This is a genomic window from Pseudomonas sp. GW821-FHT10C09 (genome assembly GCF_059415465.1).
Genome location: NZ_JBWKNG010000005.1, coordinates 1 through 15,519 on the forward strand (window position 1 = coordinate 1; position 15,519 = coordinate 15,519).

The window sequence follows — 15,519 nt, forward strand, 5'->3', positions numbered from 1 at the left end:
CGCCCTGCTGAACGGGCAGAGCGAATACCAATCGAAAACCAGTTGAGGGCTTCCCCTCAACCATAGAATCTCCCACAGTTAACCTCAGCGCTCACAGATGTTGTGTTCACAGGAGATCCAGTGTGGGAGCGAGCCTGCTCGCGATGGCGTCGGTTCAGACACTACAAGGCCGACTGACTCACTTCCCCATCCACCAACCGCCGAATCCCCAGCGGATTAGCGTTCTGCAACGCCTCGGGCAGCAACGCCTCCGGATAATTCTGGAAGCACACCGGGCGCAGGAACCGATCAATCGCCAGCGTCCCCACCGACGTCCCCCGCGAGTCGGACGTAGCGGGGTACGGCCCGCCATGCACCATCGCCTCGCACACCTCGACCCCGGTCGGATAGCCGTTGAGCAAAATCCGCCCGACCTTTTCCTGAAGCAACTCCGCCAGCCAGCGGTACTCCAGCAACTCCTCGGCCTCGCCAATCAGCGTCGCCGTCAATTGCCCGCGCAATCCGTGCAACGCCGCCGCCAACTGCGCCCGATCTGCAACTTCAATGACGATAGTCGTCGGCCCGAAGACTTCTTCCTGAAGCAATCCATCGCCCTTGAGCAACAGACTGACATCCGCCTTGAATATCTGCGGCTGCGCCTGATTGCCCTCTTGCGGTCGGCCCGCCAGATGCATCACCCCCGGATGTTCATGCAACTCTGCGAGCCCTCGGCTGTAGCTGACCAAGGCACCGGCATTGAGCATGGTCTGCGCCGGTTGCTGGTTCATGCTCGCGCAAAAGGTTTCCAGGAAGGTGCTGAACTGCGGCGAACGCAAGCCAATGACCAGGCCGGGATTGGTGCAGAACTGACCGCAACCCTGGGTCACCGAACCGGCGAGTTGTGCGGCGATTTGCTCGCCGCGTTCCGCCAGCGCTTCGGGCAACAGGAACACCGGGTTGATGCTCGACATCTCGGCAAACACCGGGATCGGTTGCGGGCGGGTCGCGGCCATATGGCTCAGGGCATTGCCGCCCTTGAGCGAGCCGGTGAAGCCCACCGCCTGAATCGCCGGGTGCTTGACCAGCCACTCGCCGACGCCCCCGCCGTAGATCATGTTGAACACGCCCGCTGGCATTTCCGTGCGTTCGGCGGCACGGATGATCGCGTCCGCCACCCACTCGGCCGTCGCCATGTGACCGCTGTGCGCCTTGAACACCACCGGGCAACCGGCGGCCAAGGCCGACGCGGTATCGCCGCCGGCCGTGGAGAACGCCAGGGGAAAGTTGCTCGCGCCAAACACCGCGACCGGCCCTAAACCGATGCGGTACTGACGCAGGTCCGGACGCGGCAACGGCTGGCGATCCGGCAGTGCCCGGTCAATCCGCGCACCATAGAAATCCCCGCGACGCAGGACCTTGGCGAACAAACGCATCTGCCCGCTAGTGCGCCCCCGCTCCCCCTGAATGCGCCCGGCCGGCAGCGCGGTTTCGCGGCACACGGTGGCGACGAAATCATCGCCGAGCGCATCGATTTCATCGGCGATGGCGTCGAGGAACCGGGCGCGCTTTTCAGCGCTCAGGTTGCGATAGACCGGGTAAGCGGCGGCCGCAGCGTTGGCGGCGGCGTCCACTTCGGCTTCGGATGCCTGAAAGAAGGTGCCCGGTAGCGGTTCGCCGGTGGTCGCGTCGAGGCTTTGCAGTTGCAACGTGCCGTTGGCGCTGCGGTGACCGCCGATGTAGTTGTGTCCCAGTGGCAATGTCATGAAGGGTTCCTTTTGAAAGGCTTAAAGCGCACGCACCTGACCGATGGCCAACGGCTGGGCGCTTTCGCCGATACCGTTCACCAGTGGCGCACCAAACTCATCGAGGCTGATCTGGAAGCGATCGCCCGGCTGGGTTTTCACCCCGTCGGCAAACGACAGCGTGGCGGTGCCGAAGTAGTGCACATGGACATCGCCGGGGCGCAAGAACTGCGCGTATTTGAAGTGGTGGAATTCGAGGTTGGCGAGGCTGTGGCACATGTTGTCTTCGCCACTGAGAAATTCCTTTTCCCAGATCGTTTCGCCATTGCGCGTGATGCGGCTGGTGCCGGCCAGATGCCTGGGCAATTCACCGACACGCAGTTCGGGGCCGTAGGAGCAATAGCGCAGTTTCGAATGCGCCAGGTACAAGTAATTGCGTCGTTCCATCACATGGTCGGAGAACTCGTTGCCCAAGGCATAACCGAGGCGATACGGCAGGCCGTCGTCGCCGATCACGTACAGGCCGGTCAACTCGGGTTCTTCACCGGCGTCTTCGGCAAACGGTGGCACCGGAAAGTCCGCACCGGGGCGCACGACGATGCTGCCGTCGCCCTTGTAGAACCATTCCGGTTGCGCACCGACCTGCCCGGCGGCGGGTTTTCCGCCTTCCAGGCCCCACTTGAAGATGCGCATGGTGTCAGTCATGCCGGCTTCGACGGCGCCGCCCTGCTGGTGCATCTTGTCCCGTGCCGAGGCGCTGCCAAGATGGGTCAGGCCGGTGCCGCTGATCAGGCAATGGGCCGGGTCTTCGTGGTCCAGCGGTGGCAGGACTTTGCCTTGCAGTAGCAGTTGCGCGTAATCGGGGCCCGGTTCGGTGCCGCGCCGGGCGACCTCTTCTTGCAGACTGCGCTGGGCGCGGATTGCCGCGAGCGCCAGTTCACGGGTGCTGCCGGTGCCGTTGAGCACCTGGACCTGTGCACCCTCGACGAGGCCGACCTGGCGCTCGCCGGTAGTGTTTTCAAATTGAATCAGGCGCATGACGGCCTCCAGAAAGTCGGGGATGGCGCCGCCCGCAGGCGACACCTCAAGGTCACTCGATGATGTTGAAGTCGCTCAGGTATTCATCGGAGATTTCCAGGCCCAGGCCCGGTGTGTTGTCGTCGAGCTGGATGTAGCCGTTGACCGGTTGTGGCTCGCCCTTGAACACGTAGTAGAACAGTTCGTTGCCGACCTCGACGTCGAACACCGGGAAGAACTCGGCCATTGGCGAGGCGGTGGTGGACATGGTCAGGTGGTAGTTGTGCATCTGCCCGGCGTGAGGGATCACCGGCACCGACCAGGCTTCGGCCATGGCGTTGATCTTGCGCGCGGCAGTGATGCCGCCGACGCGGTTGGTGTCGTACTGGATCACGTCGACGGCGCGGCGTTCCAGCAGGTCCTTGAAGCCGTAGGAAGTGAATTCATGCTCACCGCCGGAGATCGGCATGATCCCCATTTTTTTCAACTCGATGTAGCCTTCGATGTCATCCGCGATCACCGGTTCTTCGAGCCAGCGCGGTTCGAATTCGGCGAGTTTGGGCAACATGCGGCGGGCGTATTCCAAAGTCCAGCCCATGTAGCATTCGAGCATGATGTCGATGTCGGGGCCGGCCAGGTTACGCAATGCACGCACTTGTTCGATGTTCTTGCGCATGCCCGCCGGGCCGTCTTTCGGGCCGTAGCCGAAGCGCATTTTCAGTGCGGTGAAACCCTGGTTCAGATAACCCTGGGCTTCTTCGAGGAACAGGTCGAGGTTGTCGTTGGCGTAGAGTTTTGAGGCGTAGGTCCAGATCTTTTCCTTGGTGCGCCCGCCGAGCAATTTGAACACCGGTTTGTTCACGGCTTTGCCCATGATGTCCCAGATGGCGATGTCGATGGCCGAGATCGCCGCCATGCCAATGCCTTTACGGCCCCAGGCGTGGCTCTGGCGGTACATCTTCTGCCAGATGTATTCGTTATCGAAGGGGTCTTCGCCAATCGCAATCGGTGCCAGGTAGGTGTCGATGATTTCCTTGGCCACACGCGGCGCCAGGGCGCAGTTACCGATGCCGACGAGGCCGGTATCGGTCTCGACTTCCACCACCAGCCAGCCGTGAAAACGGAACGAGCCCATGGCGTCGCCACGCTCGAACAGGATGTCACTGGCGTTGGTGCAGAAGTGCGCTTGAGGCGGAACGACTTTGCCTTTCCACTCAAAAACGCGGGTACGGATGGCTTTGATTTTCATGAATACAATTCCTTGCGCTGCCGGCTTCTTGTAGTTGTTGGGTCGCTGCGAAGAACCGCTCGGGTAGCGGGTTCCAGGCATTCGATGGAGCGACTTTAGCCAGCGCTCGGGGGTGCGGATAATCACTTATGCGTATCCGGCGATAACCTGGGGTGATCGCAAAAACGAGTTATCCGCTAGATCGGGTTATCAGCCTTAATGCAAAAAAAATGTGGGAGCGAGCCTGCTCGCGAAAGCGGTAGTACAGACACCCATTCAGTGACCGTCAGACCGCCTTCGCGAGCAGGCTCGCTCCCACAGGGGATTTGGGTAGATCTCAAAAATCCAGCAACACCATCAATCAGTGTGGGAGCGAGCCTGCTCGCGAAAGCGGTAGTACAGGCACCTTTTTAGTGACTGTCAGTCAGCCTTCGCGAGCAAGCTCGCTTCCACAGGGGATTTGGGTGGATCTCAAAAATCCGGCAACACCCTCAATCAGTGTAGGAGCGAGCCTGCTCGCGATGGCGGTAAGCCAGACACTCATTCAGTGACCGTCAGACCGCCTTCGCGAGCAGGCTCGCTCCCACAGGGGGATCAGTGTTGTGTCAGTAGTTGTTGGTACCCATCCGGCACGCGATTTCGAACGCCTGGCGGATCGCCCCGACGTTCGCCTTGCCTTGCCCCGCAATGTCGAATGCGGTGCCATGGGCCGGCGTGGTAATCGGTATCGGCAAGCCGCCCTGCACCGTCACGCCGCGGGAGAAGCCCATCAACTTGATCGCGATCTGGCCCTGGTCGTGATACATCGTCACCACCGCGTCGAAGGCACTGGCATCGCCCTGCACCTTGAGGAAAATCGTGTCCCCAGGGTACGGCCCTTCCGCCGCAATCCCCAACGCCTGGGCGGAGCGCACGGCGGGGCCGATGATGTCCAGCTCTTCCCGGCCGAATGAGCCGTTGTCGCCGTTATGCGGGTTCAGCCCGCACACACCAATGCGCGGTCTGGCCAGGCCGTTGCGCTTGAGCGCGGTGTCGATCAACTGAATGGCTTCCACCACCCGCGCCTGCGTGAGCATGCCCGGCACTTCAGCCAGCGCCACATGGGAAGTCACCCGCGACGTCCACAGGTTATCGAGCACATTGAACTCGCAGAAAGGCCCGTGGAAATCCAGCAACTCGGCGAACCAGTGCAGCTCATCGTTATGCGCCATGCCCGCCATGTGCAGCGAGGTCTTGTTCAGCGGTCCGAACAGCACGGAGTCGGTGATGCCGGCCTCGGTCAGGCGCAGGGCTTTTTCCAGGGTGTCGAGGCTGTAGCGACCGCCGATGATGCTGGCTTCATTGCGCGCAAACTCGCCAATCGTGTCGCCGCGAAAGTCATAGAACAGCGGCGTGTCATCAACGAATGACAGGTGCTCCAGCGATTCGACGCGACGGTACGGAAATTCCGCTCCGGCAATGCGCATGCCGCGACGCATTTCCGCTTCGTCGGCAATCAAAATCACATTGGCCTGACGGCGCACCTCGGGCTCGGCGAGCAGGCGTGCGATCAGTTCCGGGCCGATGCCGGCCGGGTCGCCCAGGACCATCGCGATGGTGGTTTTGTTCATGCTTCACTCCTCAAGGATTCAGGCCGCACCCGGTCAATGGCGCAAGGCTCGCAGCGATAGACCCGCTGCGCGTTGCTGTAGAAAAGTCGTTCCTGATCGGCGCTCGGAAAATCGGCAACGATGGATTTGAAACCGCTGTAGATGTCGTCGAACGAGCCGCACAGGCTGTCCACGGGGAAGTTGCTGGCAAACATCGCCCGGTCGCAGCCGAACATGGCGATGACTTCGCGCACGATCCAGGCGTTGTCTTTGGCGCGCCAACGCTGACCGCCCTGGCCCAGGCCGGAGATCTTCACCCGCACGTTCGGCCACTGCGCCAGCCGCGCCATCGCCAGGCGCCAACCGGCCAGGCCTTCGGCACTGCGGTCGTTGGGCAAACCGGCATGGTTGAGAATCAGCGTGATGCCGGGGAAATCCCGGGCCAGGCGTTCGGCTTCGTGCAGATTCCACCAAGGCGTCTGCAAGTCGAAATGCAGGCCCAGGCCTTCCAGCGCGGCGTAACTGCGGCGCCAGTGTTCGTCGCTCATCAGGCTGCGCACGTGCCCAACCTGCTCCGGTGCGATAGGACCGCCGGGCTTGTGGCGCACACTGCGCACACACTTGAAACCCGCTTGCTCGGACAGCACCGCGATGGCGTCCGGATGGTCGAGCCAGGCTTGCGCGACGATCGCATTCGGCACGCCGTAGCGAGCGGCCAGCCCCTCGATGAAACGGGTTTCGCCAATCGGGTCTCGCGGGTTCCATTCGGTTTCGACGTACACCGTTTGCACGACGTTATGGGCACCGGCATCGGCGAAGTAGTCATCGGGAAAATAACGCCGTTTGATCGCGCTGTAGTCGCCGTAGCGAAACGGGATATTGGCCTCGGGCGCGAGCCACGGATGGTCATTGATCGCCGGGTCCCAGAAATGGTGATGAGCGTCTACGATCGGGCCGTCCCACACCTTAGTCATGACGCACCTCATCCAGGCTGATAAACAATGTGGCCAACACGAAGACCGCCGAGCACGCCGCAAAGAACCCCAGCACCGGCGCGAAACCGCCGGCCATTTGCACAATGACGCCCACCAGAATCGGCACCGCGATACCGCCCGTGCTGCCGGCCATGTTCATCACGCCGCCGATCAAACCGACTCGCGCCGGCGCCGCCAGCAACGCAGGGAAGCTCCAGTAGAGGCTGCCCCACATCAGGAAAAATGCGGTCATGGCCAACAACGCCACCGCCGCAAACGGATCGCTCAGGGTCGGCAGCAACAGGAACGCGCCCAACGCCACGACGCCGGAGAACGCCAGCAGACTCTTGACCGCCACACCGCGGCTGACACCTTTGCGAATCAGGCCGTCGCAAAGGAAACCACCGGTCAATGAACCCAGCGCACCGCAGATGAAAATCACGAAGGTCGCCGCGCCAATGCCCTTGATATCGAAGCCGCGCGCCTGCGCCAGGTAACTCGGACCCCAGGTCAGCAAACCGAAATAGACCATCGCCCAACTCGCACGGCCGATCAGCAAACCCGTCAATGAACGGGCCGCGATGCCCAGGCCCTTGACCGGCGCACGGGCGGCTTCGGCAGCCGGCGTCGCGCGTCCGGCGTTGATCTTCTCCAGCTCCTGGGCATTCACTTGCGGATGCGTGGCCGGGTCATCGCGCAGATAACGCCGCGCCAGCCATGCCAGAACAAGCGTTGCAATCCCGGCGATCACGAACGCCAGGCGCCACGAATCCAGCGAAGCAATCAGGTACGCAATGATCAACCCGCCCAGTGCCACGCCCAACGGGCTGCCACTGTCCATCAGCACCGCGCCGCGACTGCGCTCGCTCGGCGCCAGCCACAGGGAAATCAGCTTGCCGCCGGAGGGAAACAAGGGCGCCTCGGCGGCCCCCAGTGCGACACGAGCGAACAGCAGTGACACACCGCCCGTGGCAAAGGCAGCGATGACCTGAAAAGTCCCCCACAACCCCGTGGACCAACTGATCACCCGGTGCGGACCGAAACGGTCAATCAGCCAGCCGCCGGGAATCTGCAACAACGCATACGCCCAGAAAAAACTGCTGAGAATCAGCCCTTGCAGGCTCGGCGACAGGGAGAATTCATGGGCGATGGTCGGCATCGCAATCGACAGCGACACCCGATCGATCAGGTTGACCATGGTCAACGCAAAGACGATCGCGAAGATCCGCCAGCGTACGCTGCTGGCTTTGCTCGCACCGGAGAGCGGGACGGCCGCTGCCGATGATTGAACACCTGCCGATTGAGCACCCGAGTCATGCAGATGCAGGGAAGCACTGGGACGAGCCATGGTGCGTACCTCGATTTATTATTCTTGTGGTGACGACATTGCCGCGGCGTGGCGGCGTTGGTGAGCACTATCGAAGGCCCAGTGATAACCGTCTAATCAAAACTTGAAATCAGGCGATAGCCTCGAGTTATGGCATGCCCTGCTTTCAGGCAGCTTTCAACGGATAGCAGCCTTTTCGACTTTCCTCGAAAACCGCTCTGGCGCAAAGGCTGGAGCGTTAACGGCCACTTTCACTGCCCAGACCTATAACCCCAGGCTATCGGTGTATGTATTGTTTTGACTAGACGTGGAGCCGGCGGCTTCACACACTCAGGCCAGGCTTGCAGCAATCGAGCATCGACAAGCCACTCATAACAACTACAAAAACGAGGCCCTTCCATCATGCGAAATGCATTCGTCCGTCGCACCTCCCGTTTGTTTCTCGGCTGCACACTGATCGCCACTGGCGCCCTTCCCGCTCTCGCCAACGCTGCCTGGCAGCCGGACAAGAACGTCGAAATCGTCGTCGCCGGTGGTCCCGGTGGCGGCACTGACCAACTCGGTCGCCTGATCCAGTCGATCATCACCACCCACAAGTTTCTCGATGTGAATACCATCGTCCTGAACAAGGGCGGTGGCAATGGTGCCGAAGCCTTTCTCGACCTGAAAATGAACAAGGGCGACGCCGAAAAACTGGTGATCGGCACCAACAACATCTACCTGTTGCCGCTGGTGTCCAAGCTTGGTTACCAATGGCAGGAACTGACGCCAGTCGCCGCCGTGGCCGAAGATGATTTCATTCTCTGGAGCTACAAAGACGCACCGTGGAAGGACGCCAAGGGCTTCTATGCCGCGGTCAAGGCCGACCCGTCGAACCTGCGCATGGGCGGCAGCCAGTCCAAGGATGTCGACCAGACCCTGACCCTGCTGTTGAACCAGACCAACGACGCCAAACTCGTCTACATCCCGTTCAAGAGCGGCAGTGAAGCCGCGACCCAACTGGCCGGCAAACACATCGCCGCCAACGTCAACAATCCCAGCGAAAGCATCAGCCAATGGCGCGGCGACCAGGTCGAGCCACTGTGCGTGTTCAGTAAAGAGCGCATGAGCTACACCGAGAAAGTCGCCGGGGATAAATCCTGGGCCGACGTGCCGACCTGCCACGAAGAAGGCCTGGGCATCGACCAGTACCGCTTCCCGCGCACCGTGTTCATGCCTGGCGACGTCACTGCCGAGCAGCGCGCGTTTTATGTCGAGCTGATGCGCAAAGTCACCGAGACGCCGGAGTTCAAGGCGTACGTGAAACAGAACGCGCTGGTGCCGACCTTCCTCGAAGGTGAGCCGCTGACCGCCTACATTGAGAAAGACACCGCCCGCGTGACCCCGGTGTTCAAAGAAGCCGGCTGGCTGAAAAACTGAGTCGCCAACGGCCGTCCGCACGCGTGCGGCCGTCCCCTGCTGGAGGTGTTTCATGTCCCAATCTTCGGATTCACCGGCGCTGGTCGGCACCCGCTGGGTCGAACTCGGCCTGACACTCTTCACCGCGCTGATCGGCGCGGTGGTGATGTTCGGCAGCGTCGAACAAGGTATCGGCTGGGGCGATTCCGGCCCTGAGCCGGGTTACTTTCCCTTCTACATCGGTCTGCTGCTGAGCGCCGCCAGTGCCGGCAACGGTGTGTTGACCGTGGTGCGCTGGCAAGCCCTGAGCGTTTCGTTCGTCAGCCGCAGCGCGTTCAAGCAAGTGTTGTCGGTGTTCATCCCGATTGCGCTGTTTGTCGGCGCCATGCCGTTCACCGGTATTTACGTGGCCTCAGCCTGTTTCATCGCCTGGTTCATGTGGCGTGACAAGGTCCGCGTCAAACCCTATGGCAAGCTGATGATCGGCACGGTGTCGCTGGGCGCGGTGCTCGCCAGCTATCTGATTTTCGCGCTGTGGTTCAAGGTCCCGCTGGATGCCGGCCCGATGGGCGACTGGATTGCCCTGGCCGGGAGAAATTTCAAATGAGCGAGTTCGATTCCCTGCTGCAAGGCATGAACCTGATCCTGACCCCGGGCCACATCGGCCTGATGGTGATCGGCGTGCTGCTGGGCATTCTGGTCGGCGTCTTGCCCGGCCTCGGCGCCCCTAATGGCGTGGCGTTGCTGCTGCCGCTGACGTTCACCATGTCGCCGGTGTCGGCGATCATTCTGCTGTCGTGCATGTATTGGGGCGCGCTGTTCGGCGGCTCGATCACCTCGATTCTGTTCAACATTCCCGGTGAGCCTTCATCGGTGGCGACGACGTTCGACGGTTACCCGATGGCCCGTGAAGGCCGCGCCGCCGAAGCCCTGACCGCCGCATTCAGTTCAGCGCTGATTGGCGCGCTGGCCGGGGTGTTGTTGCTGACGTTTCTGTCGACAAAAATCGCCGCGTTCGCCATGTCGTTCAGCTCGCCGGAGTTCTTCGCGGTGTACCTGTTGGCGTTCTGTACGTTCATCGGCATGAGCAAGAACCCGCCGCTGAAAACCGTGGTGGCGATGATGATCGGGTTTGCCATGGCGGCGGTCGGCATGGACACGGTGTCCGGCAACCTGCGCCTGACGTTCGACCAACCGATCTTGATGACCGGCATCAGTTTCGAAGTGGCGGTGATCGGTCTGTTCGGTATTGGTGAAATTCTCTGCACCGTCGAGGAAGGCCTGGTGTTTCGCGGCGAGCATGCGCGCATCACACCAATGATCATCCTGCGCACCTGGGCCAAGTTGCCGCGCTACTGGTGGACGATTGTGCGCAGCACGCTGGTTGGTTGCTGGATGGGTATCACCCCTGGCGGCCCGACTGCCGCGTCGTTCATGAGCTACAGCCTGGCGCGGCGATTCTCGAAGAACCGCGAGAACTTCGGCAAAGGTGAACTCGAAGGCGTAATCGCCCCGGAAACCGCCGACCACGCCGCCGGCACCAGCGCCCTGCTGCCGATGCTGACCCTGGGCATTCCCGGTTCAGCCACGGCGGCGGTGATGCTCGGTGGCTTGATGATCTGGGGCCTGCACCCGGGGCCGACGCTGTTCGTCGAGCAGCATGATTTTGTCTGGGGCCTGATCGCCAGCATGTACCTGGGCAACGTGGTCAGCCTGATCGTGGTGCTGGCCACCGTGCCGCTGTTTGCCTCGATCCTGCGGATTCCGTTTTCGATCATTGCGCCGATCATCATCATGGTCTGCGCCATCGGCGCTTACTCGGTACACAACTCGTTCTTCGACGTGGTGCTGATGCTGGGCTTTGGTGCGTTGGGTTATCTGTTCAAGAAACTCGGCTATCCGATTGCACCGCTGGTACTGGCGGCGGTGTTGGGCGACAAGGCTGAAGATGCGTTCCGTCAGTCGATGCTGTTTTCCGACGGTCACTTGGGGATCTTCTGGTCCAACCCGTTGGTGGGCAGCCTGACCACGGCGGCGCTGCTGATGCTGTTCTGGCCGCTGATTTCCAAGGCGCTGGGCGGCCTGATGGGCCTGCGCAAACCCCACGTCGCCAAACCCAAATCGGTGCTGTGACACAGCAATGCTGGCAACGCCTGACATTTGTTGTCAGGCTTGCCGCAGACTTCCTTGCGAGCCACGGCCCATGACCCGAATTCCTGCTGCCAATGTGATCCACAGTCGACTGCGCCTGCGCCAACTGCGGTTGATGCTGGCGTTGCAGGAGTTCGGCTCGTTACGCCGCGCCGCCGACCACATCGGCATGACCCAACCGGCCGCGACCAAAATGCTCCACGAAGCCGAGGACTTGCTCGGCGTCGAACTCTTCGAGCGCCTGCCCCGGGGCATGCGCGCTACCCCGTTCGGGGAAACCGTCATTTACTACGCGCGCATGGTGTTCGCCGAACTCAGCGGCATGCGTGAGGAATTGGTAGCGCTGGAGTCCGGCAACCTTGGCCGCGTCGCGGTCGGTGCGATTCCGGCACTGGCCTCGGGGCTGTTGACCCGCACCATCGCAACCTTGAAACAGAGCCATCCCCGGTTGTCCATGAGCATCCAGGTCGACACCAGCGACGTGCTGGTGCAAGCGCTGTTGCAGGATCAGCTGGATATCGTGTTGGGGCGGATTCCGGCCGGTGCGCGGGCCGAGGAGTTGCTGTTTGACAGCCTCGGTGAAGAAGCCTTGTGCGTGATCGCCGGGGCGAAAAATCCATTGGCGCAGGAGAAACAGCTGAGCTGGGCGGAACTGCAGCACATGACCTGGGTGCTGCAACAGCATCCCAGCCCGATGCGCGCCATCATCAATCAGGTGTTTCACAACGCGCGGGTCGACATCCCCAGCAGCATTGTCGAAACCACGTCGATCATGACTTTGCTCTCGTTGGTGCAGCAGACCGACATGCTCGGTGTCACGCCGGTGTCGGTGGTGGAGGACTATCCTGGTCGGGATTTGCTGGCCATTTTGCCGATCAAGTTCGAAGCACGGCTGCCGCCTTATGGGCTGATCACCCGGCGTCATCGCATTCAATCGTCGGCCATGCAGGCGTTCATGAATTCGGTGCGGGCCGAGCACGCGCTGGCTAAATAACCTATTTTTTTGGGTTGGGGGTACATATCCGTTTTTGGGTAACGGCGGCTATTGGTTCCGCCCTTACGGCGGGTTACTTGGAAGAGCGCCAAGTAAAGCGCCAGCGCCCCTGACGTACGGCCTTCCGACGGGGCAGATCAAGATCAAAAGCCAAAGCGAGGCGGCCTGATAGCCGACCTGTTGTCCGTCAAGCAGTGAACACCAATGTCATGCCCGCCAGAAAATTTGTGGGAGCGAGCCTGCTCGCAAAAGCGGACTTACATTCAACATTGATGTCGATAGACACAGCCTCTTCGCGAGCAGGCTCGCTCCCACAGGGGGAATGCGTACGATCAAAGAGCCAGGCCGGCCGGTAGGCCGCCTCGCGGTGCTGTGGCGGTAGTCGCCCCCTCGAGAGGCCGAGTGGAGGTTCTGTGTAGTGGGCACCGCGGCAAGGATGCCGCGGTAGCCGCCCCCGGCCATGGATGGCCGATGGCGGCGGGCCCACGGAGCAGGACCGGAGCGAGGGTATGCCGAGCCATAGCGAGGCATCGAACGAAAGGGGCAAGAGCGCTTTGGTTACTTTCGCGCTTTTCGAAAGTGACTCGCCGTAAGGGCGAAACCAATAGCCACCGTAACCAAAGAAACGGATATGCCCCCGACCCGTTCCTACGCTGTTTTACGGAACACGAAGACCAGACCGACGATGATCAGCAGCATGCCCAGCAGGCTCAACGCCGCCAGCTTGTTGCCGAAGATCAGGTAGTCCATCACCGCCGTCACCGCCGGCACCAGGTAAAACAGACTGGTGACATTCACCAGATTGCCCCGGGCGATCAAGCGGTACAGCAACAACGTCGCCAGCACCGACACCACCAGCCCCATCCACAACACCGGCACGATAAACCCGGTGCTGTGTTCAAAATGAAACGGCTGGAACGGCACAAAGATCCCGCACAGCAACAACCCGGCGAGGTATTGCACCGGCAAGGTGCCGAGGGGATTGTCGGTGATGCGTTTCTGCATGATCGAGCCGAACGTCATGCTCGCCAGCGCCAGCAATCCGTAGAGCATGCCGGCCATCGACATGCCAGCCAGGCCGATGCCCTGATACACCACCATGATCAATCCAGCCAGACCCAGCCCCAGACCGAACATCCGGCTGAGGGAGCGCTGACGCTCCATCAGCACCACGGTCAGGATCGGTTGCACGCCCATGATCGTCGCCATCACGCCCGGGGTGACTTTCAGGTCCAGGGCCAGTAGATAGAAAATCTGGTAAGCCCCCAGCAGCACTACGCCCGTGGCCATCGCATACAACATCGGCTTGCCGCCCTTGGGCAACTTCAGCTTGAGCAACGGCACCAGCAGCACCAGGCCGCACAAGGCGATGGCGAAGCGCACCAGCAAAAAAGCAAAGGGCGACGCGTGCGCCAGGCCCCATTTGGAGAAGATCGCCCCGCTGCTCCACAGCAGGACGAACAGGCTCGTGGACGCCGCCGCGAGCGCGGATTGTTTCGAAAGGACAAACATGAATGCCACCTGTAGTCAGGCAAAAGCCAACTCAGCCGAAGCTGAAATTCAGTAGTTTTTTCTGGCGGGCAAAGGGCAACAGCAAAAAGAAGCTGATCAGCCCGAAATGCCAACGCCCGGCGGTGCTGCGACTGCGTACACCGGCGTGCTACGGACAGGTGGGGGGTAATGGCTGATCTGCGCAGGCTGCTGATTCCCGCACGGCATGACGCCAGCGTTGACCGCTGAATCGACTACCGCGTTGATGAGGGATGCAGGCATGGGCTGATCTTTTTTGATGAGGTTGACGGTGGGGTGGAAATCACCGTGCGCCGACTATAACCAGCGACAGACATGGATTGCAATGACTTGGACAAAGGGCCAGTAACGACAATCAGGTTTGATGAAGTAACGTGGTAATTCTCTCCAAAAAACACTCGGAGGAAAGATGGGTAAATTGAACGGGAAACATCCAACAAGAAAACGCTCATCCTCACCAGCAAAAAAGCAGGCTGCTGTAGAACTCACTGCCAGTCAGCGGCGTCTCTTACAGATACTTGTCACGGGCACCGAAGGCGACGAACCGAGCCTGCTCGCAGGACGCCCTTGAAAAACGGCGAAAAAAAACCGCTCCAAGGAGCGGTTTTTCATTTCCTGACGGGCCTCAGCCAAACAACCAATACCCCAATAACGTCAACACCAGCACCGCCAACACCGGCCGCAGTACGCGGTAGGCCTTGGGATGACGACGTTTCCACTGTTTAACCACCCCACTGACCTTATCGCTGGAGTTCTTGCTCCAGGCATATGCCCGGTTGATCCCGCCAACACGTTCATCATCAAGGTTTTGAGGGGCCGTGGCACGACCGAGCCAACCGCTGATCGAGCGGTTGATGTGGGTCATGATGCGATTACTCAGTGGGCGTTCAATGTCGCAGAACAAAATCACCCGGGTTGTCCCGGTTTCGTTCTTGACCCAGTGCACATAGGTCTCATCGAACATCACGTCTTCGCCATCGCGCCAGGCGTAGACCTGGCCGTCAACGAAGATGCGGCAATCATCGGAGTTGGGGGTCGACAGGCCCAGGTGATAACGCAATGAACCGGCAAACGGATCACGGTGCGGATTGAGGTGGCTGTCACCTGGCAGTAACGCAAACATTGCACCCTTTACGTTGGGGATGCTGTTGACCAGTTCCACTGTCTTCGGGCACAGGGCTTCTGCCGAGGGCAGTGCCTTGTCGTACCACTTGAGGTAAAAACGCTTCCAGCCTTTCTTGAAGAACGAGCCGAAACCGGCGTCGTTGTTCTTCTCGGCAGCGCGGATATAGCCCTCGTCGAACAGGTGCATCGCTTCGTCGCGGATAACTTCCCAGTTGTCCTTGAGCACGTCCAGCTCCGGAAACTTGCTGCGGTCCAGATAGGGTTTGGACGGGACACCGGAGAACAGGTACATCAGGGCGTTGTAGGGCGCGAACAGCGCCGAGTGATTGACGAATTGCCGCAATACCGGCAATCGCGCCTTGCCGCGCAAATGGACATAGAGGGTGCTGCCAAGAAACAGCAACAACACCGACGCTTTCGCGGCAAAGGAAAAGCTCATCAACGACTCCTTGATATTCAGGCTCA

At 60.8% G+C, this 15,519-nt stretch carries 13 protein-coding genes; 4 read left to right on the plus strand and 9 right to left on the minus strand.

Features of this window, described 5'->3' with window-relative positions:
• Positions 1-161 precede the first annotated feature (161 nt).
• The 6 genes from AC07N8_RS05785 to AC07N8_RS05810 all read right to left on the minus strand — a co-directional run bounded on the left by AC07N8_RS05785 (position 162) and on the right by AC07N8_RS05810 (position 7,877).
• Entirely contained in the window at positions 162-1,742 is a 1,581-nt protein-coding gene (locus AC07N8_RS05785; RefSeq protein ID WP_493142774.1) for an aldehyde dehydrogenase (NADP(+)), read from the minus strand.
• A gap of 21 nt (positions 1,743-1,763) precedes the next feature.
• Complete coding sequence (gene araD1 / locus AC07N8_RS05790) at positions 1,764-2,759, minus strand: AraD1 family protein (protein WP_493142772.1); 996 nt, start codon at positions 2,757-2,759, stop codon at positions 1,764-1,766.
• Between the two features lie 52 nt (positions 2,760-2,811).
• The gene (locus tag AC07N8_RS05795; protein ID WP_007943924.1) at positions 2,812-3,987 is read right to left on the minus strand and encodes an L-rhamnonate dehydratase; all 1,176 of its coding nucleotides are present in this window, start codon (positions 3,985-3,987) and stop codon (positions 2,812-2,814) included.
• Positions 3,988-4,571: 584 nt separating this feature from the next.
• Entirely contained in the window at positions 4,572-5,576 is a 1,005-nt protein-coding gene (locus AC07N8_RS05800; RefSeq protein WP_493142770.1) for a 4-hydroxythreonine-4-phosphate dehydrogenase PdxA, read from the minus strand.
• Positions 5,573-6,529 carry an amidohydrolase family protein gene (locus AC07N8_RS05805; protein WP_493142768.1) on the minus strand — a complete coding sequence of 319 codons (957 nt, stop codon included), beginning with the start codon at positions 6,527-6,529 and terminating at the stop codon, positions 5,573-5,575. Before AC07N8_RS05805 ends, AC07N8_RS05800 begins: the two co-directional genes overlap by 4 nt.
• Positions 6,522-7,877: an MFS transporter gene (locus tag AC07N8_RS05810; RefSeq protein WP_493142766.1), complete on the minus strand. Its 1,356-nt coding sequence runs from the start codon at positions 7,875-7,877 to the stop codon at positions 6,522-6,524. The genes AC07N8_RS05805 and AC07N8_RS05810 overlap by 8 nt, the downstream gene beginning before the upstream one ends.
• Positions 7,878-8,258: 381 nt before the next feature.
• Between AC07N8_RS05810 and AC07N8_RS05815 the strand changes: the two genes are divergently transcribed.
• From AC07N8_RS05815 to AC07N8_RS05830, 4 genes are all read left to right on the plus strand, one after another.
• Positions 8,259-9,275, plus strand: a complete 1,017-nt coding sequence (locus AC07N8_RS05815) for a Bug family tripartite tricarboxylate transporter substrate binding protein (RefSeq protein WP_493142764.1) — start codon at positions 8,259-8,261, stop codon at positions 9,273-9,275.
• A gap of 52 nt (positions 9,276-9,327) precedes the next feature.
• On the plus strand, positions 9,328-9,861 hold the full coding sequence (locus AC07N8_RS05820; protein WP_483840668.1) for a tripartite tricarboxylate transporter TctB family protein: 534 nt from the start codon (positions 9,328-9,330) through the stop codon (positions 9,859-9,861).
• Positions 9,858-11,387 (plus strand): tripartite tricarboxylate transporter permease, encoded by a 1,530-nt coding sequence (locus tag AC07N8_RS05825; RefSeq protein WP_483840667.1) that lies wholly within the window; start codon positions 9,858-9,860, stop codon positions 11,385-11,387. The genes AC07N8_RS05820 and AC07N8_RS05825 overlap by 4 nt, the downstream gene beginning before the upstream one ends.
• A gap of 70 nt (positions 11,388-11,457) precedes the next feature.
• Entirely contained in the window at positions 11,458-12,399 is a 942-nt protein-coding gene (locus AC07N8_RS05830) for a LysR family transcriptional regulator (protein ID WP_123433932.1), read from the plus strand.
• 648 nt (positions 12,400-13,047) lie between these two features.
• Here AC07N8_RS05830 and AC07N8_RS05835 read toward each other — a convergent pair.
• From AC07N8_RS05835 to AC07N8_RS05845, 3 genes are all read right to left on the minus strand, one after another.
• The gene (locus tag AC07N8_RS05835; protein WP_493142762.1) at positions 13,048-13,911 is read right to left on the minus strand and encodes a DMT family transporter; all 864 of its coding nucleotides are present in this window, start codon (positions 13,909-13,911) and stop codon (positions 13,048-13,050) included.
• A gap of 96 nt (positions 13,912-14,007) precedes the next feature.
• Positions 14,008-14,172 carry a hypothetical protein gene (locus tag AC07N8_RS05840; protein WP_483840665.1) on the minus strand — a complete coding sequence of 55 codons (165 nt, stop codon included), beginning with the start codon at positions 14,170-14,172 and terminating at the stop codon, positions 14,008-14,010.
• A 382-nt stretch (positions 14,173-14,554) separates the two neighbouring features.
• The gene (locus AC07N8_RS05845; RefSeq protein WP_483840663.1) at positions 14,555-15,493 is read right to left on the minus strand and encodes an aspartyl/asparaginyl beta-hydroxylase domain-containing protein; all 939 of its coding nucleotides are present in this window, start codon (positions 15,491-15,493) and stop codon (positions 14,555-14,557) included.
• Between the last annotated feature and the right edge of the window lie 26 nt (positions 15,494-15,519).